General features: G+C 60.3%; 26 protein-coding genes. 12 read left to right on the forward strand and 14 right to left on the reverse strand.

Annotated features, from left to right (window positions below):
• Nucleotide 1 precedes the first annotated feature (1 nt).
• The 3 genes from AC1RBR_RS18770 to AC1RBR_RS18780 all read left to right on the forward strand — a co-directional run bounded on the left by AC1RBR_RS18770 (nucleotide 2) and on the right by AC1RBR_RS18780 (nucleotide 2,250).
• Complete coding sequence (locus AC1RBR_RS18770; protein WP_443533827.1) at nucleotides 2-457, forward strand: MarR family winged helix-turn-helix transcriptional regulator; 456 nt, start codon at nucleotides 2-4, stop codon at nucleotides 455-457.
• 328 nt (nucleotides 458-785) lie between these two features.
• Nucleotides 786-1,205: an organic hydroperoxide resistance protein gene (locus AC1RBR_RS18775; protein WP_027613448.1), complete on the forward strand. Its 420-nt coding sequence runs from the start codon at nucleotides 786-788 to the stop codon at nucleotides 1,203-1,205.
• Between the two features lie 34 nt (nucleotides 1,206-1,239).
• The gene (locus tag AC1RBR_RS18780; protein ID WP_492566057.1) at nucleotides 1,240-2,250 is read left to right on the forward strand and encodes an alpha/beta hydrolase; all 1,011 of its coding nucleotides are present in this window, start codon (nucleotides 1,240-1,242) and stop codon (nucleotides 2,248-2,250) included.
• Nucleotides 2,251-2,492: 242 nt separating this feature from the next.
• Here the strand turns inward: AC1RBR_RS18780 and AC1RBR_RS18785 are convergent, their stop codons facing one another.
• Both AC1RBR_RS18785 and earP read right to left on the reverse strand, forming a co-directional pair.
• Entirely contained in the window at nucleotides 2,493-3,062 is a 570-nt protein-coding gene (locus tag AC1RBR_RS18785; RefSeq protein ID WP_003226785.1) for an elongation factor P, read from the reverse strand.
• 48 nt (nucleotides 3,063-3,110) lie between these two features.
• Nucleotides 3,111-4,253, reverse strand: coding sequence for an elongation factor P maturation arginine rhamnosyltransferase EarP (earP, locus tag AC1RBR_RS18790; protein WP_492566059.1), 1,143 nt, complete (start codon nucleotides 4,251-4,253; stop codon nucleotides 3,111-3,113).
• A gap of 125 nt (nucleotides 4,254-4,378) precedes the next feature.
• On the opposite strand from earP, the gene AC1RBR_RS18795 reads away from it, so the two are divergent.
• Nucleotides 4,379-4,789, forward strand: coding sequence for a hypothetical protein (locus AC1RBR_RS18795; RefSeq protein WP_115984010.1), 411 nt, complete (start codon nucleotides 4,379-4,381; stop codon nucleotides 4,787-4,789).
• A gap of 2 nt (nucleotides 4,790-4,791) precedes the next feature.
• Complete coding sequence (locus AC1RBR_RS18800; RefSeq protein ID WP_492566061.1) at nucleotides 4,792-5,274, forward strand: GreA/GreB family elongation factor; 483 nt, start codon at nucleotides 4,792-4,794, stop codon at nucleotides 5,272-5,274.
• Nucleotides 5,275-5,283: 9 nt separating this feature from the next.
• Here the strand turns inward: AC1RBR_RS18800 and cysB are convergent, their stop codons facing one another.
• The 5 genes from cysB to AC1RBR_RS18825 form a co-directional block, all read right to left on the reverse strand.
• Nucleotides 5,284-6,258 carry an HTH-type transcriptional regulator CysB gene (gene cysB / locus AC1RBR_RS18805; RefSeq protein ID WP_007908591.1) on the reverse strand — a complete coding sequence of 325 codons (975 nt, stop codon included), beginning with the start codon at nucleotides 6,256-6,258 and terminating at the stop codon, nucleotides 5,284-5,286.
• Nucleotides 6,259-6,371: 113 nt separating this feature from the next.
• Nucleotides 6,372-6,875 (reverse strand): universal stress protein, encoded by a 504-nt coding sequence (locus tag AC1RBR_RS18810; protein ID WP_492566063.1) that lies wholly within the window; start codon nucleotides 6,873-6,875, stop codon nucleotides 6,372-6,374.
• 98 nt (nucleotides 6,876-6,973) lie between these two features.
• The gene (locus tag AC1RBR_RS18815; RefSeq protein WP_027613454.1) at nucleotides 6,974-7,879 is read right to left on the reverse strand and encodes a 5'-nucleotidase; all 906 of its coding nucleotides are present in this window, start codon (nucleotides 7,877-7,879) and stop codon (nucleotides 6,974-6,976) included.
• A 29-nt stretch (nucleotides 7,880-7,908) separates the two neighbouring features.
• On the reverse strand, nucleotides 7,909-8,865 hold the full coding sequence (locus AC1RBR_RS18820; protein ID WP_492566065.1) for a putative 2-dehydropantoate 2-reductase: 957 nt from the start codon (nucleotides 8,863-8,865) through the stop codon (nucleotides 7,909-7,911).
• Complete coding sequence (locus AC1RBR_RS18825; protein ID WP_492566066.1) at nucleotides 8,866-9,252, reverse strand: thioredoxin family protein; 387 nt, start codon at nucleotides 9,250-9,252, stop codon at nucleotides 8,866-8,868.
• Between AC1RBR_RS18825 and AC1RBR_RS18830 the strand changes: the two genes are divergently transcribed.
• Both AC1RBR_RS18830 and AC1RBR_RS18835 read left to right on the forward strand, forming a co-directional pair.
• A complete protein-coding gene (locus AC1RBR_RS18830; RefSeq protein WP_115984012.1) occupies nucleotides 9,251-9,694 on the forward strand; it encodes a PilZ domain-containing protein in 444 nt (147 codons plus the stop codon). The genes AC1RBR_RS18825 and AC1RBR_RS18830 overlap by 2 nt on opposite strands.
• Before the next feature lie 129 nt (nucleotides 9,695-9,823).
• Nucleotides 9,824-10,900, forward strand: a complete 1,077-nt coding sequence (locus AC1RBR_RS18835; protein ID WP_007908583.1) for a 3-deoxy-7-phosphoheptulonate synthase — start codon at nucleotides 9,824-9,826, stop codon at nucleotides 10,898-10,900.
• Between the two features lie 60 nt (nucleotides 10,901-10,960).
• Here AC1RBR_RS18835 and AC1RBR_RS18840 read toward each other — a convergent pair whose 3' ends face one another.
• The gene (locus AC1RBR_RS18840) at nucleotides 10,961-11,242 is read right to left on the reverse strand and encodes a GNAT family N-acetyltransferase (protein ID WP_003226804.1); all 282 of its coding nucleotides are present in this window, start codon (nucleotides 11,240-11,242) and stop codon (nucleotides 10,961-10,963) included.
• Between the two features lie 635 nt (nucleotides 11,243-11,877).
• Here AC1RBR_RS18840 and oprI point away from each other — a divergent pair.
• Complete coding sequence (gene oprI / locus AC1RBR_RS18845; protein WP_025113130.1) at nucleotides 11,878-12,129, forward strand: outer membrane lipoprotei OprI; 252 nt, start codon at nucleotides 11,878-11,880, stop codon at nucleotides 12,127-12,129.
• A gap of 122 nt (nucleotides 12,130-12,251) precedes the next feature.
• On the opposite strand, the gene AC1RBR_RS18850 is transcribed toward oprI, so the two are convergent.
• From AC1RBR_RS18850 to AC1RBR_RS18860, 3 genes are all read right to left on the reverse strand, one after another.
• The gene (locus AC1RBR_RS18850; RefSeq protein WP_095137294.1) at nucleotides 12,252-13,223 is read right to left on the reverse strand and encodes a L,D-transpeptidase family protein; all 972 of its coding nucleotides are present in this window, start codon (nucleotides 13,221-13,223) and stop codon (nucleotides 12,252-12,254) included.
• Between the two features lie 226 nt (nucleotides 13,224-13,449).
• Nucleotides 13,450-13,743: a hypothetical protein gene (locus tag AC1RBR_RS18855; RefSeq protein ID WP_003226812.1), complete on the reverse strand. Its 294-nt coding sequence runs from the start codon at nucleotides 13,741-13,743 to the stop codon at nucleotides 13,450-13,452.
• 57 nt (nucleotides 13,744-13,800) lie between these two features.
• Nucleotides 13,801-14,406, reverse strand: coding sequence for an arylesterase (locus tag AC1RBR_RS18860; RefSeq protein WP_492566068.1), 606 nt, complete (start codon nucleotides 14,404-14,406; stop codon nucleotides 13,801-13,803).
• Between the two features lie 10 nt (nucleotides 14,407-14,416).
• On the opposite strand from AC1RBR_RS18860, the gene AC1RBR_RS18865 reads away from it, so the two are divergent.
• From AC1RBR_RS18865 to greB, 3 genes are read left to right on the forward strand one after another with little or no spacing between them, the layout of a single operon-like run.
• Nucleotides 14,417-15,100 carry an ABC transporter ATP-binding protein gene (locus AC1RBR_RS18865; RefSeq protein WP_003226816.1) on the forward strand — a complete coding sequence of 228 codons (684 nt, stop codon included), beginning with the start codon at nucleotides 14,417-14,419 and terminating at the stop codon, nucleotides 15,098-15,100.
• The gene (locus AC1RBR_RS18870) at nucleotides 15,100-17,604 is read left to right on the forward strand and encodes an ABC transporter permease (protein ID WP_492566070.1); all 2,505 of its coding nucleotides are present in this window, start codon (nucleotides 15,100-15,102) and stop codon (nucleotides 17,602-17,604) included. Before AC1RBR_RS18865 ends, AC1RBR_RS18870 begins: the two co-directional genes overlap by 1 nt.
• A 34-nt stretch (nucleotides 17,605-17,638) precedes the next feature.
• The gene (gene greB, locus AC1RBR_RS18875) at nucleotides 17,639-18,136 is read left to right on the forward strand and encodes a transcription elongation factor GreB (RefSeq protein WP_016770885.1); all 498 of its coding nucleotides are present in this window, start codon (nucleotides 17,639-17,641) and stop codon (nucleotides 18,134-18,136) included.
• Between the two features lie 5 nt (nucleotides 18,137-18,141).
• Here the strand turns inward: greB and AC1RBR_RS18880 are convergent, their stop codons facing one another.
• From AC1RBR_RS18880 to AC1RBR_RS18890, 3 genes are all read right to left on the reverse strand, one after another.
• Nucleotides 18,142-18,450, reverse strand: coding sequence for a hypothetical protein (locus AC1RBR_RS18880; protein WP_016985510.1), 309 nt, complete (start codon nucleotides 18,448-18,450; stop codon nucleotides 18,142-18,144).
• Between the two features lie 248 nt (nucleotides 18,451-18,698).
• Entirely contained in the window at nucleotides 18,699-19,133 is a 435-nt protein-coding gene (locus AC1RBR_RS18885; RefSeq protein WP_492566072.1) for a DoxX family protein, read from the reverse strand.
• A 108-nt stretch (nucleotides 19,134-19,241) separates the two neighbouring features.
• Nucleotides 19,242-20,663, reverse strand: a complete 1,422-nt coding sequence (locus AC1RBR_RS18890) for an MltF family protein (RefSeq protein ID WP_492566074.1) — start codon at nucleotides 20,661-20,663, stop codon at nucleotides 19,242-19,244.
• Nucleotides 20,664-20,898: 235 nt separating this feature from the next.
• On the opposite strand from AC1RBR_RS18890, the gene AC1RBR_RS18895 reads away from it, so the two are divergent.
• The gene (locus tag AC1RBR_RS18895) at nucleotides 20,899-21,705 is read left to right on the forward strand and encodes a TatD family hydrolase (RefSeq protein WP_492566076.1); all 807 of its coding nucleotides are present in this window, start codon (nucleotides 20,899-20,901) and stop codon (nucleotides 21,703-21,705) included.
• Nucleotides 21,706-21,829: the final 124 nt, after the last annotated feature.

The raw sequence follows: 21,829 nt of genomic DNA on the forward strand, positions 1-21,829 counted from the left end.
CATGACTACCGAACGCGATACCTGCGACGACCTGCTGCTCGACAATCAGGCGTGCTTCGCCCTGCATTCCACTTCACTGATGATGACCAAGGTCTACAAGCCACTGCTGCAAGCGCTGGGCCTGACCTATCCGCAGTATCTGGCGATGATGGTGCTGTGGGAAAAGGATGGTTTGACCGTCGGCGAAATCAGTACGCGGTTGCTTACCGACCCTGGCTCGCTGACACCCCTGCTCAAACGGCTGGAAGGTGAAGGCTTGCTCAGCCGCACGCGCAGTCGTGAAGATGAGCGTGTGGTGATTGTCGAGTTGACCGAGCAAGGTCGAGCACTGCGCGACAAGGCGCAAACCATTCCACAATGCATCCTCGGCGCCAGTGGTTTCACCCTCGAACGCCTGCAGAATCTTCAATCTGAGTTGCAAGCCCTGCGCAACCATCTGCAAAACAGTTTGGCCTGAGCCCGCCACTGTTCCACTGTAGGAGTGAGCCCGCTCGCGATAGCGGTGAACGCGCCGCCATCGTGTTGACTGCTGCACCGCTATCGCGAGCAGGCTCACTCCTACAGGTAATCTAGTTGTCTGAAAAATATTTTTCCACGCCTGACTTTCCCGCCATCCTCTCTAAACCGCGCCTTCCAGGCTAACCAAACGAACCAGTCCTTCGTCGAAGCGCATATTTTTCAGATAATTATCTTGCGCACTAAATATTTGCGAGCTACATTCACCTCGCACTTACTTAGCGCGCAAACAATTAGCGCAAAAACAGAAACTCAACGAGGCTCACACCATGCAAACTCTCTACACCGCAATCGCAACCTCCACTGGCGGCCGTGACGGTCGTGCGATCTCCAGCGACAACATCCTCGACGTCAAACTCGCCACCCCGAAAGAACTCGGCGGTGCCGGCGGCGCAGCGACCAACCCTGAGCAACTGTTCGCTGCCGGTTACTCCGCCTGCTTCATCGGCGCACTGAAATTCGTCGCCAGCCAGACCAAACGCAAAATCCCCGACGACGCATCGATCACCGCTCATGTCGGTATCGGCCAGATCCCTGGCGGCTTCGGTCTGGACATTGACCTGCACATCAGCCTGCCGGGTCTGGAACAAGCCGACGCGCAGACACTGGTCGACGCGGCGCACCAGGTCTGCCCGTACTCCAACGCCACCCGTGGCAACGTCGACGTACGTCTGCACGTCACCGTTTAAGCACTGACGCCCCAGGCCCGAACAGGAAATGAACATGAACACTTTCAGCAAAGTCTTGACCGGTACCCTTCTCGCCCTGTCCATCCACAGTGCGTTCGCCGGTGATGTCGAACACAACACTCAGGCCTTTCTCGATGTGTTGAATGCCGGCACCGGCAAGCCGATAGAACAGCTGACACCCAAAGACGCCCGCGCCGTGCTGGTCGGCGCGCAGTCGGGGGTCAAGCTGACGCTGCCCAAAGCAGACGTCAGCGAGAAGACCATTCAGGTCAATGGCCAACCGTTGCAGCTGACCATCGTCCGGCCGGCCGGGGTCAAGGGCGAGCTGCCGGTGTTCATGTTCTTCCATGGCGGCGGCTGGGTGCTGGGCGATTTCCCGACCCACGAACGGCTGGTGCGCGATCTGGTGGTCGGTTCGGGCGCGGCGGCAGTCTTCGTCAATTACACGCCGTCTCCGGAAGCGCATTACCCGGTGGCGATCAACCAGGCCTACGCCGCGACAAAGTGGGTCGCCGAGCACGGTAAAGAGATCAATGTCGACGGCCAGCGTCTGGCCGTGGCGGGCAACAGTGTCGGCGGTAACATGGCGGCCGTGGTGGCGCTGATGGCCAAAGACCAAGGCACCCCGGCGATCAGACTCCAGGTACTGCTGTGGCCTGTGACGGACGCCAGTTTCGACACGGGCTCGTATAACCAGTACGCCGAAGGGCACTTCCTCACACGCAACATGATGAAGTGGTTCTGGGACAACTACACCACCGATGCAAAACAGCGTGACGAGATCTACGCCTCGCCGCTGCGAGCAACCACCGCGCAATTAAAGGGCCTGCCACCAGCGCTGGTGCAGACCGCCAGCGCCGATGTATTGCGTGATGAAGGTGAAGCGTACGCACGCAAACTCGACGAGGCGGGTGTAGCGGTAACGGCGGTACGGTACAACGGCATGATTCACGATTACGGCTTGCTCAACGTGGTCAGCCAAGTGCCGGCGGTGCGTTCGGCGATGTTGCAGGCGTCTGAGGAACTCAAGCAACACTTGAAGTAACCACCATCCCATTGTGGGAGCGAGCCTGCTCGCGAAAGCGGTGTGTCATCCGGTTATGTGCTGACTGACAGAACGCATTCGCGAGCAGGCGCGCTCCCACAGGGGACAGGCGTGAAGCGCAAAACGCAGACACAAAAAAGCCCGACTCGATGGTCGGGCTTTTTCTTGTGTGAAGCGCAAAACGCAGACACAAAAAAGCCCGACTCGATGGTCGGGCTTTTTCTTTCCGTAAAAAGCAGTGCTTATTTGGCACGGCCTTTGTAGGAACCGCCTTCGCGGGTATCGATCTCGATCATGTCGCCGATTTCGATGAAGTCAGCAACCGACAGCTCGGTACCGTTCTTCAGTTTGGCAGGCTTCATCACCTTGCCGGAAGTGTCACCGCGAGCGGAACCTTCGGTGTAGTCAACCTGACGCACGATGGTGGTCGGCAGTTCTACGGAAACCAGACGCTCTTCGAAGAACACGGCTTCGCAAACGTCGGTCATGCCTTCTTCAACGAAAGGTAGAACGCTTTCGATGTCTTCGGCGTTCAGTTCGTACATGGTGTAGTCAGTGGTGTCCATGAACGTGTAGGTGTCGCCGCTGATGAAGGACAGGGTCGCTTCTTTGCGGTCGAGGATCACGTCGTCCAGCTTGTCGTCCGCACCGTAAACGGTTTCGGTCTTGTAACCGGTCAGCAGGTTCTTCAGCTTGGTCTTCATGATCGCGCTGTTACGGCCCGACTTGGTGAATTCAGCTTTCTGAACCAGCCAAGGATCGTTGTCGATACGGATCACGGTACCGGGTTTGAGTTCTTTACCAGTTTTCATTGCGAATATCCGAATTTGGATGGGATTTACAAAAATCTAGGCCGCGTATCATATCCAATTTAGGTAAAACTGTACCAGCGCCGTGGCAAGATCCGCCTGCAAGCCTTGTTCCAGACACCATTGCTCGGCGTTTTCCTGCAGTTCTGGCCAATGTTTACGGGCCTGGCGCCAGTGCTCACCGATCGGTTGCCCGGCACTCCAGGCCCGCCACAGACCGTTCATCGCCTCGGCAGCGGCCGGTGAAAGCCCTTTCGTGTAGAGGGCGAGAAAGGCATCGAGCTTGTCGAGGTGGATGTTTTCGTCCTGCTGATAGATGTGCCAGAGCATCGGTCGCCCGGCCCACTGCGCCCGGACGAACGAGTCTTCACCGCGCACCGCGTTGAAATCGCAGCACCACAGCAACTGATCGTATTGATCCTGACGGACGAACGGCAGCACCTGCACCGTCAGTGCCTGACGCACATCCAGATCGCCGACAGCCAATGCATCGACCCCGAGCCAACGCGCAACATCACCGAGAATCCGCCCCTCCGGCACCAGTAGATGGGTCGGCGTGCTATCGGCCGCCAACACATCCAGCCAACTGGCCAGCCCGGCATTTTCGTAGGCAAACAACGAGATCAGCTGTGCGTCCGCTGCTCGATCGACGCCCAGGCCTTGCAGGAACTGTCGCTGCGCAACTGCATCCTGCTGAAATTGCCGACGCCGCTCAAGCAGACCGCTTTCACGCAGCAAGCCGCCCGTCCCCGGCTGAAATCCGGGAAAGAAAAAGAATTTCTGTACCGACTTGTATTTCACCGACGGTAAACCGTGACAGCCAGTGACCCAGTCTTCGGCGCTGAGGTAATCGAGATTCATCCACAGCGGCGGCTGTTGCCGCTCGGTCATGGCATCCATGTACGCCGTTGGCAGTTGGCAGGCAAATGCGGCGATCACCACGTCCGCCGCCTCCGTCTGCGGCCAGTCGCTCGGCCAGTGCCGCACCTCGACGCCCTGCTGCGATTGTTGCGCAAGGTTGATGTCGATCTCGGGGCAGATACGTTCGAAGGCGCGCAGGTCATCGACCCACAGGCGCACCGCCAGCCCGTGTTCGGCCACCAGTTGCCGGGCCAGACGCCAGGTCACGCCGATGTCGCCATAATTGTCGACCACGGTGCAAAAAATATCCCAGCGGGTTTTCGATACCGGCATGCAAAGACTCCCGTTGGCAAAAGCGCTGATTGTCCGCATAAATGACCTCGCGCAGAAGAGCCGACGGCGATTAATCTTCGTGCGACAATCGCCACTTGCCCGCAATCATCCGCCAGGAGGCAGCCATGCCCTATCGTCCCAACCCGCGTCGTCCGTTGCCTGTTCAGCTTAGCGCGCTGCAACTGACCGGCAGCATTGCCCTGGGCATGTGGCTGGGCTTTCTGGCCATCGCCCTGACCTGCTGGCTGCTCTCGCGCCTGGTGTTCACCGAACAACTGGCGCCTGTCGCTCAGGCGGTGCAGCAACTGGCCAAGCCGCCAGCGGCCGTCCAGGTACAACCGGACATTCCGCCACAGAGCCCGCTGTTTGAGCAGTACGAAGAAAACCTGCGCAAGAACGAGCAGCAGGCACGTCTGGATCAGGCTCGCGGCAGCAGTCGCAACCAGTCGAATCCCAAGTGCCAGTTCTGGCTGCAACAGGACCAGACCGCGCCGAGCGAGAAGAGCCGCGCCAACGTTTTGCAATTCTGCGATTGATCATGAACAAGCACACCGTCCACCAACTGATCCTCGACAAACTGCGCGGCGACCTCGACATCGCCGAGCGCGCCGCGCAGACCGCTTACGAAACCGCGACCCACGAAGAGAACATCGCCGAGAACAAGTACGACACGCTCGGGCTTGAGGCGTCTTATCTGGCAGCGGGTCAGGCGAAACGGGTCGAGGAAATCCGTCAGTCACTGGCGCTGTGCCAGAACCTGACGCTGCGCGCCTACGACGAAAATCGCGGCATCGAGATCGGCGCCCTGCTCGGTCTGGAAGACGAAAAGGGGCGCGAGCAATGGCTGTTTCTTGCGCCGGATGCGGCGGGCCTGAGAGTCGATGTGGTGGGTCAGCCGATTACCGTCATCACCCCGCGCTCGCCGCTGGGCAAAAGCCTGCTGGGCAAGTTCGAAGGCGATGAGGTAGAGATTCTGGTGGCGGGCACCCGGCAACAGTTTGCTGTCACCGAGGTGCTTTGAGGCCGGGTTTTAGTGAACCGGCAGTTCGACACCGTCGAACAGCTCTTCCAGTTCCTGCTTGTTGTGGCACTGGATGGCCTTGGCCATCACTTCGCGGGTCAGGTGCGGGGCGAACTTCTCGATGAAGTCGCACATGAAACCACGCAGGAAAGTGCCGCGACGGAAACCGATCTTGGTGATGCTCGACTCGAACAGCTCGCTGGCATCCAGCACCACCAGGTCGTTATCGAGTTTGGTGTCGACCGCCATCTTGGCGACGATGCCCACCCCCAGGCCCAGACGCACATAGGTTTTGATCACGTCGGCGTCGGCGGCGGTGAACACCACTTTCGGCGTCAGGCCACGATGGCTGAACGCTTCGTCGAGCTTCGAACGGCCGGTGAAACCGAACACGTAAGTCACGATCGGGTATTCGGCCAGTGCTTCGAGGGTCAGCTTCGGCAGCTTGGTCAGCGGGTGGCCCTGGGGCACGACCACGCAGCGGTTCCAGCGATAGCACGGCATCATCACCAGATCACCGAACAGCTCCAGCGCTTCGGTGGCGATGGCGAAATCGACGGTGCCGTCAGCGGCCATCTCGGCGATCTGCATCGGCGAACCCTGGTGCATGTGCAGCGCCACGTCCGGGTATTGCTTGATGAAATTGCTGATCACCGGCGGCAATGCATAACGCGCCTGGGTGTGGGTAGTGGCGATCGACAGGGTGCCTTTTTTCTCGTTGGAGAATTCCTGGGCGATCTGCTTGATGCTTTCGACCTTGCGCAGGATTTCACCAGCGGTGGTGATGATGCGCTCGCCGGCCGGGGTGACGCGGGTCAGGTGCTTGCCGCTGCGGGCAAACACTTCAACGCCAAGTTCGTCTTCCAGCAGGCGGATCTGTTTACTGATACCCGGTTGCGAGGTGTAAAGGCTTTGGGCGGTAGCGGAAACGTTGAGGTCGTGGTGCGCCACTTCCCAGATGTAGCGCAGTTGTTGAAGCTTCATATGTATCCCTCAAAGCAGGTAGACGCCACGGGCATCAGCGACGGTATATAACTATATTAATGGTTTGATGAATAAATCTAGAACTTTTTTATCAAAAGGCCATTATTCCCGCTTCAGCGATCCCCCCGGCGCCGACGCTCCACCAATGGCACCAGATAAACCGGCACCTTGGCCAATTGCAGGACCCGGGTCGCCGTGCGCCCCAACGGTGTTTCCGCCCCTACGCCGTGGCTGTGAGTGCCTACGATCAGCAAATCCACAGAGAGTTTCTGCACCTGGTCGAGAATCACCTGCGCCGGATCGCCCTGCACTACCCGAACCGCGCAAATCCGCTGCAGATCCTGCTCGCCGTCATCGCCCAGCTCTTCGCGAAAACTGTCCAGTACCCGTTGCTCGATATTGGCGATGACTGTTTTCAGACCCTGACTGTGAAATTCGTTCAATGCCTGCTCGTCGAGATAACTCTGCAACACCGATTCGGCAAACAGCCCCATGGGTTCCACTGCATGCACCACATACAAGTCGGCATTGAATGTCCGCGCCAGCGCCAGGGCATGCTGCATCACTAAAGGTGCGTACAGACCGAGGTCAGTGGCATACAGCATCGAACGAATCATATGACCTCCTCGCGTGCCAACATGGCGGAGATTTGATTCAGCTTAGCAGTGCCTTGGCGAGTACGACGTGCGACGCAACGTCTTGAAGCACTGGGGCTTTAGATCGACGGTTCGTTACTGATGCCATGCGGTACGTGACCGGTGGCGACCACTTCGCGGGCGGCCTCGCAGTGGCCGGTCTGATCGTCAAAGAACACATCGGCAGCGAAGGCTTCGAGAAACGCCGATTTGGTCAGCCCGCCGAGAAACAGCGACTCGTCGAGACGGATATCCCACTCACGCAAGGTACGGATCACCCGCTCATGGGCCGGCGCCGAACGCGCGGTGACCAGCGCCGTGCGGATCGGGCAGTCGTCTTCGGGGAACTCGCGTTGCAGCGCATTGAGTGCCGCCAGAAAACCCTTGAACGGACCACCGCGCAATGGCTCGCGCGCCGACTCACGTTCCTTGGCCTGAAACGCCAGCAGCCCGCCGGCCTGATAAACGCGCTCGGATTCATCGGAAAACAGCACCGCGTCGCCGTCGAAGGCGATGCGCAACTCATCACTGGCGGCACGACTGGCGCCGCCGGAGAGAATCGTCGCCGCGGCAAACCCGGCGTCCAGCGCGGCGCGCACATCCTCGGCATGGGTGGACAGAAACAAGTCACAGCCAAACGCTTTGAGATAGGGATACGGACTGCGCCCGCCGACGAAGGCCGCCCGCGAGATGTCCAGCCCATAATGATCGATCGAGTTGAACGCGCGCAGACCGGTGTCGGCGCTGTTGCGCGAGACCAGAATCACCTCGACCCGGGCGCGGTCGAGACGACTGTTGAGGCTCAGGAGTTTTTCCACCAGCGGGAACGCATCGCCGGGCGCGAGAATCTCGTCTTCGTGTTCGATCTGGTATTGCCGGTAGGCTTCGACGCCGCTCGCCAGATAGACCTTGTGGCTTTCGCTCAGGTCGAACAAGGCGCGAGACGAAATCGCCAGTACCAGTTTGTCATCGATGTTCTTGGCCATGCCTTCCCCCACTCCCCCAGAAAACCGACTCAGGTGTTGCGTCGGTCGATGAAACTCAAGGTGCGATAAAGCGCTTCGATACGCGGCAGTTCGCACCCTGCCGCTTTGGCTGCGGCCAAGGGCCGAGCGTAAATCGCTTCCAGTTCCAGCGGCCGCTTGTGCAGGAAATCGTGGTACATGCTCGGCCAGTAGTCGGGCATTTTCTCGGTCATCATGAACAGGTACTCGGCATATCCGGGCGGTATAGCGTGACCACAGGCCCTGGCGCCCTGCACCACTTCGGCCATCAACGCCTTGATCAGCGCGCGACTGTCCGCGTCGGCCATCAGCGGCGTGGTGCCGGCGCCGAGCAACACCGAGAGACCGTTGTAGGGAATATTCCACACCAGTTTCTGCCAGCGTGCCTGATGCAGATTGGGCATCGCCTGCGAATCGATGCCAGCGGCGCGGAACAGACCGGCGCCCTCCTCGACAATCGCCATGCGCCCCGCGTCGTCCGCTGTCGGGCCACTGTGATAGCCGACATTCACCGCCCCCAAGGCCTGATGGGTGATGTGTCCAGGACCTTGGCGATGCACGCAGATCAGGCACAGACCACCAAGCAAATGCAGGGAATCGGGCAGCCACTCACGCAAGCTGTCTTCAACGTCCAGACCGTTTTGCAGCACCAGCACTTTCGCGCCGGGCCTGGCCGCGGCAATGATCGCCGGGGCCAGACCTGCGCTGCTGGTGGTCTTGGCGCCGACCAGTAACCAGTCGCAGGCCGGCATGTCCTCGGCCTTCGCATACGCCTGCACCGGGTTCAGCGTCAGCGTGCCATGCACGGCACTGTCCACCTGCAAACCACGTTCGGCCACTGCGGCGAATTCACTGCGCAGTAAAAAGTGCACATCGAAACCGGCGCGCGCCAGCATCAACCCGTAAAACCCGCCAATGGCCCCAGTGCCGATAATCCCGATCACCGGTTTGCTGTCTGCTCCCACCATCTATGGCAACTCCTCTGCAATTCGACCCAGCGCCTGCGCCACGGCCGCGCTCAGCGCAGCGGCGGTCAGGCGCGTGTGCAATGCCCCAAAGAACTCGCCGTCGCGCACCACGAACAGCGCCGGCAAATGAAAAACCTGATAACGCTCCACCAGCCCGCCGTTGTTGCCGGCATCGATCCAGCAAAGGCGATCGACCGCCAGCTCGAACCCGGGCAAAACCTCTCTGGCATAGCGGCAGCTGGAGCAGCCGACGCTGGTGAAAATCACCAGCGAAACGCCGCTCATCGCCAGCAGCCGCTGGTCGGCGTCGAAATCGGTCAGCTCGGATTCGACCACTATACTGGGGGAAACAATGTCAAATGGCCGACACAGGGAGTCTGTGCTCATGGGACGTTTCATTCCTCATCCGGACGAAGTGCCGGTTGAATTAACCTTGCTCAAGCCCGAGTGTATTTCCAGGCAACAGCTGCACACTATCAGCCTCGGCGGGATCGCTTGCAATTACCACCGCGCGTGGCGCCACGGCACGGCGTTGCAAGTGCGCATGCCGACACTCAACGCCGATATCTGTTATCCGGGCTATGTGGCGTGGTGCCTGCGGCGCAAAAAGGGCTATCTGCTGGGGATCGCATTCACCGATGAGCAGACACTGTTCATCGCCCGGATGGGCGAACAGGTGTGCCAGATCGAACGTTATTGCCGCATGAACGAGGCCCACGACGATCTGCACGATATTCAGGCGCTGGCCCTGCAATGGGTCGAACAACACGCCGACGAGTTCTCCCACGACAGCGTGCGCAAGGCTTTTGCCCAGCCAGTGCTGGATTAAAGCCGCGTTTGCCCATTGTCGAGCCGCGTCTGACGCGCTAAGGTTCGGCTCCCCGACGCGCTTAAATCTGCTGTGCTCCGCCGCGCGGGGATCGCTGGCGGCCGGCACCCGTGACCTGACGAGTAAACGATGGCTGATTTACCGATCAACGACCTAAACGTCGCCTCTAACGAGACCCTGATCACTCCCGATCAGCTCAAGCGTGATATCCCTTTGAGCGATGCTGCGCTGCGCACCGTCACCAAGGGCCGCGAAGTCATTCGCAACATTCTTGATGGCACCGACCACCGTCTGTTCGTAGTGATCGGCCCGTGCTCGATCCACGATATCAAGGCTGCCCACGAATACGCCGATCGCCTCAAGGTGCTGGCGGCGGAAGTCTCCGACACCCTGTATCTGGTCATGCGCGTGTATTTCGAGAAGCCACGGACCACCGTCGGCTGGAAAGGCCTGATCAACGATCCGTATCTGGATGACTCGTTCAAGATTCAGGACGGCCTGCACATCGGTCGCCAGTTGCTGCTGGACCTGGCTGAAAAAGGCCTGCCGACGGCTACTGAAGCCCTCGACCCGATCTCCCCGCAGTATCTGCAGGATCTGATCAGCTGGTCGGCCATCGGCGCACGTACCACCGAATCCCAGACCCACCGTGAAATGGCGTCCGGCCTGTCCTCGGCGGTCGGCTTCAAGAACGGCACCGACGGTGGCCTGACCGTGGCGATCAACGCCTTGCAGTCGGTGTCCAGCCCGCACCGTTTCCTCGGTATCAACCAGGAAGGTGGCGTGTCGATCGTCACCACCAAGGGCAACGCCTACGGTCACGTGGTGCTGCGTGGCGGCAACGGCAAGCCGAACTACGATTCGGTCAGCGTCGCCCTGTGCGAGCAGGCGCTGAACAAGGCGAAGATCAAGCCGAACATCATGGTCGATTGCAGCCACGCCAACTCCAACAAGGATCCGGCCCTGCAACCGCTGGTGATGGAGAACGTCGCCAACCAGATCCTCGAAGGCAACCAGTCGATCATCGGCCTGATGGTCGAGAGCCATCTGAACTGGGGCTGCCAGGCCATCCCGAAAGACCTCGCCGACCTGCAATACGGCGTGTCGATCACCGATGCCTGCATCGACTGGTCCGCCACCGAGAATACCCTGCGCAGCATGCACGCCAAGCTCAAGGATGTTCTGCCGAAACGTCAGCGCAGCTGATCAACGTTTCACAGGCATAAAAAAACGCCGGGCAATGCCCGGCGTTTTTGTGTGTGCGATTCAGATCTTGGCGGCGCGGCGCTGATGACGTTCCATGTAGCGCTCGACGTAGGAGCACGACGGGATCACCGTATAACCCATTTCTTCGGCGTATTGCAGCGCGCTTTCGGTCAGCGCTGCGGCAATGCCACGGCCGCGCAGGGCGTTAGGCACGAAGGTGCGATAGATATCCAGGGTCTGTTTCCCCAGATCCATATAAGTCAGGTAGGCACGATGACCGTCCACATTGGTCTCGAACTGATGACCAGCCTGGTCATGGTGGATGGACAACGCCTCGCTCATCACTACTCCTCGCGGGTCTCGAATTCTGACCCCTACCTTACCGATGTTTTTCCGGCGAAGGAACATCTACGCCACCCTGTGCCTGATGGACACCGAGAAAAACCACACCGGTCTCGCGCAATCGAGCACGTCATAAATAGTAGGCACCATTGGCGAAAATGCTCAAGGTGCGCTCGTCATCATGCTCGTTGAACGGGTAACTCCGATGGGCGTAGTGGCAGGCGCGGGGACGATATTTCCCAGGCGCTCGCCTGAACATTGCCGGATGTCGAGACTTAAGACGCAGCCTCTTCTTTAAAGTCACCTCAAGAGCGACAAAGATATGTGAGGTGTCATGCAAAATCGGAACAAAAGTGTAGACGAATGCATCTAGGCAGACTTGGTGCAAGACGCAGAAACAGCACGGGACAGCGGGAACTTTTTCTCATTAACACGCTCAAGCCGGGGCCTGTAGCTGGATATTTTTTATACAGCCCGGTTAAAAGTTGCTCGAAAAAGAATCAACGCCTACAATTTTTTTTGCTTCTTGCGCTCCGTCAGTTTACTTACTACAAGTAATGGGTAGTATGTACGCCGGCTATTTCCTCAATCGGAGGAGAAAGCCACTTAATTGAAAGTCCTTGAAGGGGAACACGATGAACAACGTTCTGAAATTCTCTGCTCTGGCTCTGGCCGCAGTTCTGGCTACCGGTTGCAGCAGCGCATCGAAAGAAACCGAAGCACGTCTGACCGCTACTGAAGACGCAGCTGCTCGCGCTCAAGCTCGTGCAGACGAAGCATACCGTAAAGCTGATGAAGCTCTGGCTGCTGCTCAAAAAGCACAACAGACTGCTGACGAAGCTAACGAGCGTGCTCTGCGTATGCTGGACAAAGCTAGCCGCAAGTAATAATCCCTCGGGATTGTTATCAAGCCGACCCGGTTTCTGGGTCGGCTTTTTTGTGCCCGACGCTTTTTCCCGGGCCATAAAAACCCGCCGATGCTTCACACATCGGCGGGTCCGGATCGATCTTATTGCTGCAAGTCGATCGGCGCACTCGAGACAATCGGTGCCGAAGTGCTCGGCGTGCCGATTTCAGTTGGCAAGCCATCTTCGGCCGCAACCACATCACGCACAACATCCCAGTTCACGCGCAGATTGTTGGTGACATCTTCGCGTTTGAGCATCGCATTGATCACTGCCGTGTGCTTGTCGACCACCGACGGGTTGCCCTTGTCGTCGATCGGCGTGTGCGCTTCCAGATAGACCTTGCCGCCACTGCTGCCGAACTTGTACGCGTCGTTGAGGATGCGCACCGAAGTGCCGACCGGCACCATGGCCGCCATTTCCAGCACGTTGTTGTTGAACATGCGGAAGCAGCCGTGGCTGGTGCGCATGCCGATGCCGAACTTCTTGTTCGAACCATGGATCAGGTAGCCCGGCGTGCCCAGAGTGAACTTGAACGGCCCCAGCGGGTTGTCCGGGCCGGCCGGCACCACGTTCGGCAACGGATCACCGTCGGCGGCGTGCTCGGCCTTGATCGACGCTGGAGGGGTCCAGGTCGGGTTCGGGGTCTTGGCGATGATTGAGGTATGCGCGATTGGCGAACCCCAGCCTTCACGCCCGATACCCAGCGGGAAGGTGTACACCACGTTCCGGCCTTTCGGGAAATAGTAGAGACGGTACTCGGCAAGGTTGATCACGATGCCTTCACGCGGACCCGGCGGCAGAATGAACCGGGTCGGCAGGACGATTTCAGTACCGGCGCCCGGCAGCCAGGCATCGACACCCGGGTTGGCCGCGACCATTTCCGAATAGCCCAGGTCGTACTTGGTTCCCAGGTCAGCGAAGGTGTCTTCGTATTTGGCCTTGATCACCTGCACCTGGCCGATGATGTCCTCACCAGGTGGTGGCAGGGGAAACTCCAATGCAGCAACGGGACCGGCCACACACAGGGCGGCAAGTGACAGGCAGCGGGTGACGGCAGGAAAGCGCGGCAACATCCGGAAAATCCTTCGCATGATCAACAAGGGGTATAAGGGCGCGATTGTACACCGCACCTCGGGAATTCGGGGAGATCACCCTGTTCCAGGCGACAAGGTGCTTTATGTGGGAGCGGCGGTGCGACGATTCGACTTGCTCGCGAATGCGGTGTCTCAGTCTCCAAATTTTTGACTGACACGGCCTTTCGCGAGCAAGTCGAATCGTCGCACCGCCGCGCCCACAAAATCAGAGTTCGAATCGCAACTCGGGCCAGATCGGCGAGGTGCCGCGCTTCTGCGACTCAAGGATCGCCCGGCACAACGAACACAGACGCTGATCCTGGAACACCCGGCGATCCACACTCGACCAGCGCGGTTGTGCCGGCAGCAGGCTGCCACACAACGTGCGGTCTGCCGAGCCACCGAGTTCGAGCTGACGGGTCACCAGATGCACCCGCACTTCCTGGCAGGCGAACAGATCCAGCTGTTCGTCAGGCTCGATCAGTTGGTAGGCGAACAGGGACCAGGCAGGACGCGGCATCGGGGGCTCCAAATAAGGGGGCGCCACATTAGCCGAAAGCCTGCCACTAGAAAAGCCTCATAACAGCGGTTTTAGCGTCGGCCAGACATTTTCCAGCAACTTGCCCTGAGCCCCGGCTGCCGGGTGCAGACCATCGGCCTGCATCAGATCGGGATGCCCGCCCACGCCGTCGAGGAAAAACGGCACCAGCGGAATCTTTTTCTCGTCCGCAAGCTTGCCGTAGACCTCGGCGAAGGCATCGGTGTAACGCTTGCCATAGTTGGGCGGCAGTTGCATGCCGAGCAACAGGACCTTGGCGCCACTCTGGCGGGAGCTGTCGATCATCGCCGCAAGGTTTTGTTGCAATTGCGTTGGCGGCATTCCGCGCAGGCCATCATTGCCCCCAAGCTCGAGGATCACCAGTTCCGGCTTGTGCTCTGCAAGCAGCGCCGGCAGGCGCGCCTGGCCTCCGGCACTGGTGTCGCCGCTGATCGAGGCATTGACCACTTTGTCGTCAAAACCCTCCTGTTTGAGCCGTTGCTCGAGCAGCGATACCCACCCCAGGCGGGTATCCAGTCCGAAACCGGCGCTGATACTATCGCCAACGATCAGGACGGTACCCGCCGCTGCGTTCTGGGCCATGCAAATCAAGGCCAGGCCAGCACTCAAAAACCACACACGCATCGGATTCTCCATGGGCGCAAGCATTCTCACCGCGAAGAACCTCAGCAAAGTGGTTCCCAGCGCGGAAGGTGAACTGACTATCCTGCACGAACTCAGCCTGGAACTGAACCAGGGCGACAGCCTGGCCATCGTCGGCGCGTCCGGTTCCGGCAAATCCACCCTGCTCGGCCTGCTCGCCGGCCTTGACCTGCCGAGCAGCGGCGAAGTCATCCTCGCCGGGCAATCTTTAGGTAATCTCGACGAAGACCAGCGCGCGCGCATCCGTGCCGAACACGTGGGTTTCGTCTTTCAATCCTTCCAGTTGCTCGACAGCCTCAATGCGCTGGAAAACGTCATGCTGCCGCTGGAACTCGATGGCCGCAAAGACGCTCGCGAACGCGCCACCGAACTGCTGCAACGAGTCGGTCTCGGTCAGCGCCTGACGCACTCGCCGCGCCAGCTCTCCGGCGGCGAACAACAGCGCGTGGCGATTGCCCGGGCCTTCGCTGCCGAGCCGGACGTGCTGTTCGCCGACGAACCCACCGGCAACCTCGACAGCCACACCGGCGAGCGCATCAGTGACTTGCTGTTCGAACTGAACAAGGAACGCGGCACCACCCTGGTGCTGGTGACTCACGACGAACGTCTGGCCCATCGCTGCCGGCGCCTGATCCGACTTGAAGCCGGGCTGCTGGTCGCCCCTCTGGAGCCTTGATGGCACGTCTGCCGCTGTTGCGCCTGTTCAGTCTCGCCATCCGCCAGTTACTGCGCGATGCCCGCGCCGGTGAATTGCGCGTGCTGTTCTTCGCCTTACTGGTGGCGGTGGCCGCGAGTACCGCCATCGGCTACTTTGGCGCCCGCCTCAACGGCGCGATGATGCTGCGTGCCACCGAGTTCCTCGGCGCCGACCTGGTGCTTGAAGGCAGTTCACCGGCGCGGGAGGAACAGATCAGGAGCGGCACCGAGTTGCGCCTGAATCATGCGCAGGTGGTGGAGTTTTCCAGCGTCATTGCCACCGACAACGGCATTCAGTTATCGAGCATCAAAGCCGTCGACCGCGCCTACCCGCTGCGCGGCGAGCTGAAAAGTGCCCCGGCCCCGTTTGCCGCTGAAACCTCGGGCGGCGAGCCGCAACCCGGTGAAGCGTGGGTTGAAGCACGTCTGCTGACTGCGCTGGATCTGAAGATCGGCGACAGCATCGACGTCGGCATGAAAACCCTGAAGCTGACCCGCGTGCTGACTTACGAGCCGGATCGCGCCGGCAACTTCTACAGCCTCACGCCTCGGGTGATGATCAACCTCGAGGACCTCGCCGCCACTGGCGTGGTCCAGCCCGGCAGCCGCGTGAGTTATCGCGAGTTGTGGCGCGGCGAACCGCAGGCGCTGGAAACCTACCGACAACTGCTCAAACCCGGTCTGGCCGCCAATCAGCGCATTCAGGATGCGCGCGACGGTAACCGGCAGATCGGCGGCGCGCTGGGCAAGGCCGAGCGCTACCTGAACATGGCCAGTCTGGTCGCGGTGCTGTTGGCCGGTGTGGCCGTGGCGCTGTCGGCCAACCGCTTCGCCAGTCGCCGTTTCGATGCCAGTGCCTTGCTGCGCTGCCTCGGTTTGTCGCGTCGGGAAACCATGCTGTTGTTCAGCATTCAACTGACAGTGCTCGGCCTGTTCGCTGCCCTCAGCGGCGCAGTGCTCGGCTGGCTGGCGCAACTGGGCCTGTTTGCCCTGCTGCATGATCTGCTGCCAGCGGACGTCCCGCCCGGCGGTCTGTTTCCGGCACTCGCCGGGATCGGCACCGGGCTGGTGGCGCTGGCCGGCTTCGCCCTGCCGCCACTTGCCGCGCTGGGTCGGGTGCCACCGCTGCGGGTACTGCGCCGTGACATGCTGCCGATTCCGTCGAGCACCTGGATGGTCTATGGCGCGGCGCTGGGCGCTCTCGGGTTGATCATGTGGCGCCTGAGTCTGGATCTGCTGCTGACCTTCGCCCTGCTGGGCGGGGGTGTGGTCGCGGCGCTGGTGCTGGGTGGCTTGCTGCTGTTGTTGCTCAACAGCCTGCGGCGGATGCTCGCCCGCGCGCCGCTGCCGTGGCGTCTCGGCCTGGGGCAGCTGCTGCGTCATCCACTGGCCGCTGCCGGTCAGGCGCTGGCGTTCGGTTTGATCCTGCTGTCGATGGCGCTGATCGCCCTGCTGCGTGGCGAGCTGCTCGACACCTGGCAAAACCAGTTGCCGAAAAATGCTCCGAACTACTTTGCCCTGAACATCCTGCCGGGGGACAAACAAGCCTTCACCGATCATTTGATCAAGGTGTCCGCACAAGCGGCGCCCCTGTACCCGGTAGTACCAGGGCGGCTGATCAGCATCAACGGTGACCCGGTGCAGCAGATCGTCAGCAAGGATTCGGCCGGCGACCGCGCGGTGCAACGCGACTTGAGCCTGACCTGGGCCGCCGACCTCCCGGCTGGCAACAAGCTCACTGCCGGTTCGTGGTGGGCCGGGCAACCCTCGGATGACGTACCGGGCGTGTCGGTTGAAGGCAAAGTCGCCGAAAGCCTCAAGCTCAAACTCGGCGATCACATGGTGTTCAGCGTGGGCGGGGTCAATCGTGAAGCCAAGGTCACCAGCCTGCGCGAGATCAACTGGGATAACTTCCAGCCGAACTTCTTCATGATCTTCCAGCCCGGCACCCTCAAGGATCTGCCGGCCACCTACCTGACCAGTTTCTATCTGGCCCCCGGTCACGATCAGCAGATCGTCGAGCTGTCGCGAGCCTTCCCGGCGGTGACCATCCTTCAGGTCGAAGCCTTGCTCGAACAACTGCGCAGCATCCTCGCCCAGGTCACCCTGGCGGTGGAATACGTGTTGTTGTTCGTGTTGGCGGCGGGGATGGCGGTGCTGTTCTCCGGCTTGCAGGCAACCCTGGACGAACGCATTCGCCAAGGCGCGCTGTTACGCGCGCTGGGCGCGCAACGGCAATTGCTGGTCAAGGCCCGGCGCATCGAGTTTGGCTTGCTCGGTGCGGTCAGCGGTTTGCTCGCGGCCATCGGTTCGGAAGTAGTGAGTCTGGTGTTGTATCGCTACGCGTTCGATCTGCCATGGCATCCGCATCCGTGGTTGCTGGTGCTGCCATTGATTGGTGCCGCACTGATTGGTGGTGCCGGCGTGTTCGGCACACGTCGAGCGCTGAATGCGAGTCCGCTGACAGTCTTGCGCGAGGGTTGATAGACTCCAGCCTTCGTCACCACAAGAAGTTGCCATGAGCCGTTATCGCCCTCCCCGCACCGCCGGCACCGCGCTGATCACCCCTGAAGGTGAAGCGCGGATGCGCGCCGAATTCCATGAGCTGTGGCATGTACGCCGCCCGCAAGTGACGCAAGCGGTCAGCGAGGCAGCGGCACAGGGTGATCGCTCGGAAAACGCCGAGTACACCTATGGCAAGAAAATGCTGCGCGAGATCGACAGCCGCGTGCGTTTTCTCACCAAGCGTCTCGAAGCACTGAAGGTCGTCAGCGAAAAACCCAGCGATCCGAACAAGGTCTACTTCGGCGCTTGGGTAACCATTGAGGACGAAGACGGCAAGCAGTCGCGCTACCGCATCGTCGGCCCGGATGAACTGGATCTGAAGCTGGGTCTGATCAGCATCGACTCACCGCTGGCCCGCGCCTTGATCGGCAAGGCGCTGGACGCCGAAGTCCGGGTACAGACGCCAACCGGTGAGCAGTTTGTCTATATCGTGGCGATCGAATATCCCTGAGCGTTTCAGCGGCGGGTGATCAAACCCTGCCGCGCAACACGCACCAATTGCTTGATCATTTCCGGGGCGTCTTCAGCGCTCGGCGCCTGAATCACCGCCAGGTCAAAACTGTCACTGGCAAACCGCGCCAGCGACTCGCCGTCTTCAACGAACTGGATCAGGAACGCGGCAGGACCGCCGCTGCGACGTGGCCAGCCATCGAGATAACGCAACAGCGTCGGCTGATGTTTGCCGCCAAGCAGGATTTTCGGGTTGCGCTGGGTGATATGTGCCGTGATCGGCGCGGGACGTGCTGGAGGGCGTAGTGCATTCATCGTGTCGTGTCTCTGCCTCAAAAGTCTGCATGGCAGGTGAGAGGCAACACCGAACCAGCGCTTTAGCGGTATTTCGAAGCCCTGTTCCGGCTTCTGACGGCAACTGTCTGAGTCACCTGGCGCCCCGCAAGTAGCTGTTTAAATCGGCGCATGAACAACATCCTAGATAACGTGACCGATGAGTGTCAAGAATCGGCCGCAACAAAAAAGGCCCGCACAATGCGGGCCTTTTGCTTGATCCAGAGCGTTCAACCGGCGATGGCGCGATCCACCGACAGCTTGCCGGCGCCTTCGATCATCACCGCGAGGCTGCCGCCGAGCAGCGCCAGAGCGAACTCGTAACCGTTGTTGGCCATGAACAGACCGTTGCTGATGTGCACGGTGAAGATCGCCACCAGCGACAGAAAGGTCAGCCCCAGCGCCGCCGGGCGCGCCAGCAGGCCGATGATCAGCGCCAGACCGGCGAAGAACTCAGTACCGCCGGCCAGCGTGGCCATCAGGTAACCCGGGTGCAGACCGATGCTGTCCATGTACTGCGCGGTGCCCGCCAGACCGTAACCACCGAACATACCGAAGAGCTTTTGCGAACCGTGGGCAGCGAAGATCACGCCGACCGCGATACGCAGAACAGTCAGGCCATAACCGGCGCGGGTGAACAGAACCTTGTTGATCAGAGAGCTCATGGGGCATTCCTTGTTTTGCGAGAAGTGTGTTGGGATTGGCCGCTATATTAATCAGTTAAATTCATGTTAAAAGCGCAATTATTCCGCCATAACAATCAATTTATTAGATCATTTCCGTGAGGCGACTTTCTGGCTCCGGGGCTCCAGTGACTCCCGCTCCCGGTCGAACGCCAGGTAGTACTTGTTCACGCTATTAACATAGCTGACGGGCCCCATGCCCACCTGCTCCATGGCGATGCGCTCGACCTGAAAGAACCACTGGTTCGGATTCAGCCCGCGCCGCCGTGCCTCGGCGCGCATGCCCTGCACACGCTCCGGGCCGATGTTGTAGGCCGCCAGGGTGAACGCCATGCGCTCGCGCTCATTGAGTTTCGGACTGTTGAAAAACTTGCGTCGGATCATCGCCAGGTACTTGGCCCCGGCCTGCACATTCGCATCGAGATTCTGAATGTTGTTCACCCCGACCCGCTGCGCCGCAGACGGGGTGATCTGCATCAGCCCGGTCGGGCCGCTACCGCTGCGCGCATTGGGTTGCAGCGCCGATTCCTTGAACGCCAGCGCCGCCAGATTCAGCCAGTCCATGCTTTGCGCGTCGGCGTGTTTTTGCAGGGTCGGGCGCAGTTTCTCCAGACGCTGACGGTCAGCCTTGGCCAACGGATAATGCACTTTGTAGAGCCGTCGATAGATCCGCAGAAACTCCGCATCCTCGTTCGACGGTTTCTTGTAGCCGACCAGGAAGCGATCGATGCTCGCCCGCAGCATCGAGGCATCCCGGCGTACAAACCAGTACTCCTCACCCGGCTCGCTGATCACCAATTGCCGGTCGAAACGCAGCTTGGGCAGGATCTTGCCCCAGCGCTCGGCGATCGGTTGCTCAACGATAGTCAGGTGGAAAATCCCGCCTTGCACCATCTCCAGCACGTCCTCGACCGCCAGCGTCGGATCGACCCATTCGATCTTGATCGGCGCCAGTTTGTGCAACGCCAGTTTCTGATTGAGCTGGTTGACCGCCTCCCCCGCCGCACTGCCGGTCGGCAACGCCAGGGTCTTGCCGGAAAGCTGTTCTACTTTGGTGTAACGGCGCTCGCCCTTGATGCCGACGAGCACCAGCGGCACGTTGCTGGCGATCGGCTCGCTACTGGCCACCGCGCGGCCGGGTTGCAGCTCAAGCAATTCGCCCGGCGCGACCAGATCACCTTCGCCGCGCTGCAAGGCACCGAGCAGTTGATCTTTGGCTTTGGGAATAATCTTGAGGGTGATTTCCTGACCATCGCGGGCGTGGCCATTGAGGTATTGCTCGAAGGCGCGCAGGCGATGGTATTCGACGCCGATGGCCTGACCCTGGACTTCACCGGAGCTGTTGCGGCTCTGGTTGACCAGCACGCGCAACACGCGACTGCTGCGAATCTCCGACAGGTCGCGAACCTTGGCGGCCGGCACCGCTTGCTGTGGCCCGGGCAGGCGCGCAACCGCCGTTATCGGCAGCAGCAGCGACGCGCACAACAGGAGCAAAACCGAGGGACGATGCATCCACTCTCCGGAAAGAATACGGGGTGATTTCACCGCTGAACGGTCGAAATCACCGACGAAAACAGAGCGCCTGGAGCGCTGGCAAAGTGCGAGAGACTGGCACAGTGATGGCTTTTCTGCCAACCCGGGCTGCGTCGCGGCATCAAAAGACAGCTATAACTCGTTGTAGTTCTTGGCTTTTCTTATAAATCTACAGCTCTGGTATGCTTTCCGGCCTTCGGCCCGAGGTAGAACCATGCAACTCATCGATATCGGCGTCAACCTGACCAACCCCAGTTTCGCCGAAAAACATCAGGCCGTACTCGACCGCGCCTACGCGGCCGGGGTCTGCCAACTGGTGCTGACCGGCACCAGCGTCGAGGGTAGCGAACAGGCACTGGAGCTGTGCCGGCAACTGGATGAAAGCGGCCAGCAGCTGTTTGCCACCGCTGGTATTCACCCGCATTCGGCCAGTGACTGGAACGCTGACAGCGCACGTCGTTTACGCAGCCTGCTGCAAGAGCCAAACGTGGTCGCCGTGGGCGAATGCGGGCTGGATTTCAACCGTGATTTCTCGCCACGCCCGCAACAGGAAAAAGTCCTCGAAGAACATCTGGCGCTGGCGGTAGAACTGCAGTTGCCGGTGTTCCTGCACGAACGTGATGCCAGTCAGCGTCTGCTGGAAATCCTCAGGGACTTCCGCGATCAACTGCCCGCCGCCGTGGTGCACTGCTTTACCGGCGAGCAAAAAGCCCTGTTCAGTTACCTCGATCTGGACCTGCACATCGGCATCACCGGCTGGATCTGCGACGAGCGCCGGGGCACACACCTGCATCCACTGGTCAAGGAGATCAAGCGCGGCCGGCTGATGCTCGAAAGCGACGCGCCCTATCTGCTGCCTCGCACCCTGCGACCGAAACCCAAAAACGGCCGTAATGAACCCGCGTATCTGACCGAGGTGCTGCGCGAAGTGGCATTGCATCGCGGCGAGACCGAGGAAGATCTGGCTACGCACACAACGGCATGCGCCCGCGCGTTCTTCAACCTCCCCGCCCTGTCCTGACACGCCAGAATCCCCCTGTGGGAGCGGGCTTGCTCGCAAAAGCAGTGTGTCAGGCAGAAATGAGCTTGGATGACACAGCGCATTCGCGAGCAAGCCCGCTCCCACAAAGGGGCTCAGCGTAGAA

The sequence above is a fragment of the Pseudomonas sp. GW823-FHT01D03 genome (assembly GCF_058798255.1).